The sequence below is a fragment of the Microbacterium sp. genome, assembly GCF_031988965.1.
GTDB lineage: Bacteria > Actinomycetota > Actinomycetes > Actinomycetales > Microbacteriaceae > Microbacterium.
Genome location: NZ_DALZXX010000261.1, coordinates 1 through 1,922, shown reverse-complemented (window position 1 = coordinate 1,922; position 1,922 = coordinate 1). Strand labels below are relative to the sequence as shown.

The 1,922-nt window shown below is 72.5% G+C and carries 2 protein-coding genes and 1 pseudogene; all 3 read left to right on the top strand.

The window, feature by feature from the left end; all coding sequences use genetic code 11:
- Positions 1-188 (top strand): annotated as a pseudogene (locus RTM68_RS18525) (hypothetical protein); the annotation flags it as partial.
- A complete protein-coding gene (locus RTM68_RS18520; RefSeq protein ID WP_312173784.1) occupies positions 185-877 on the top strand; it encodes a response regulator transcription factor in 693 nt (230 codons plus the stop codon). The pseudogene RTM68_RS18525 and the gene RTM68_RS18520, both read left to right, overlap by 4 nt.
- 22 nt (positions 878-899) lie before the next feature.
- A partial coding sequence (locus tag RTM68_RS18515; protein ID WP_312173782.1) for a benzoate/H(+) symporter BenE family transporter occupies positions 900-1,922 on the top strand: 1,023 nt, incomplete at its 3' end.

Here is a 1,922-nt window from a genome sequence, read left to right as displayed (position 1 = left end):
TGCGGGAGCGGGCAGCGGCGTCGGGCGGCACCCTCGAGGTCACGCCCCGCCTCACGGGCGGTCTGCGCGTACGCGCCCGGGTCCCCCTCGACGGCTCGGCCCCACGACCGACCCAGGATTACCCGGCGATCCAGGATCCACGACCGACCCAGACTCCCCAGACACCCGAGAGCAGTGCCGCACGATGACCGACGCCTCCACGCCGATCCGCGTCCTGCTCGTCGACGACCACGCGATGCTCCGGGCCGGCTTCCGCACGATCCTCGACACCCAACCCGACATCACGGTCGTCGGCGAGGCGGCCACGGGTGCCGAAGCCATCGCACAGGCGACCGCCCTGCGTCCCGACGTGATCACGATGGACGTGCAGATGCCCGACATGGACGGCATCGAGGCGACCAGGCGCATCGTCGCCGACCCCGAGATCTCGGCCGCGATCGCGATCATCACGACGTTCGACCGCGACGACTACCTGTACCAGGCGCTGGATGCCGGGGCGAGCGGATTCCTGCTCAAGAACGCCGGCCCCGAAGACCTCCTGGCCGCCGTGCGAGCTCTCGCCGCGGGCGACGGGATGCTCGCGCCCGAGGTGACGCGCCGGGTGCTCGCACGGTTCTCGACGGCATCCGCTCCGACGTCCGGCGTCGAACCGGCGCGGGCCTCCGCACCGGCCACCACTCCGGCGGTCGCGCTGGCCGAGCCGCTCACCGAGCGGGAGGCAGAGGTGCTCGCGCTGCTCGCGGATGCCCGCAGCAACGCGGAGATCGCGAGTGCCCTGTTCATCGGCGAGGCGACCGTCTCGCGCATCCTGCAGAAGCTCGGCGCCCGCGACCGCGTGCAGGCCGTCGTACTCGCGCACCGCATGGGACTCGCATAGCTCGGGTCATGGATACTCTCGGATGGTGTCCGCTCCCGCGCCCTCCGCTCCCCCGCCTTCCGCGCGACTGTCCCGCCCGATCGTGGCCGGCATCGTCACGGCGCTCGTGGGGTTCACGAGCTCGTTCGCGGTCGTGCTCACGGGACTCACCGCGGTCGGCGCGTCGTCGGCGCAGGCGGCCAGCGGGCTGCTCGCGGTCAGCCTCACGATGGGACTCGCCTGCATCGTGCTGGCATGGCGGTATCGGATGCCGATCACCGTGGCATGGTCCACACCCGGCGCCGCACTGCTCGCGGCGACCGGTGTCGTCGACGGGGGCTGGTCGGCAGCCATCGGGGCCTTCCTCGTCACGGCGGCGCTCATCCTGCTCACCGCTGTCTGGCCGGCGCTCGGCGGGCTGATCGCGCGCATCCCTCCGTCGATCGCGCAGGCCATGCTCGCCGGCGTGCTGCTTCCGCTGTGTCTCGCGCCGATCACCGGGCTCGCGACGAACCCGTGGGGCGTCATTCCGGTCGTGCTCACCTGGCTGATCTTCGCCCGCCTCGCGCCCCGCTGGGCTGTGCCGCTGGCGTTCGTCGCCGCAGCGATCGTCGTCGCCATCTCGCTGGTGCAGGCGGGGGCGCCCGTGGATGTCGGGCTGCTGCTCCCCCGGGCCGAGGTCACCGCTCCCACCTTAACCGTCGGCGCGCTCGTCGGCATCGCGCTGCCGCTGTTCATCGTGACGATGGCTTCGCAGAACGTGCCGGGCGTCGCGATCATGCGCAGCTTCGGCTACGAGGTGCCATGGCGACCCGCGATGCTCGTCACGGGTGTCGGCACCGCGCTGGGCGCCACCGCCGGCGGTCACGCCATCAACCTCGCCGCCATCAGCGCGGCACTCGCGGCATCCCCCGACGCCGACCCCGACCCGAAGCGCCGATGGGTCGCCGGCCTCTCGACAGGGGTCTCGTATCTCGTGCTCGGCGGCTTCTCGGCGGCGTTCGCGGCACTCGTGCTGCTCGCGCCCGAAGCGGTGATCCCCGCGGTCGCGGGCCTCGCGCTGTTC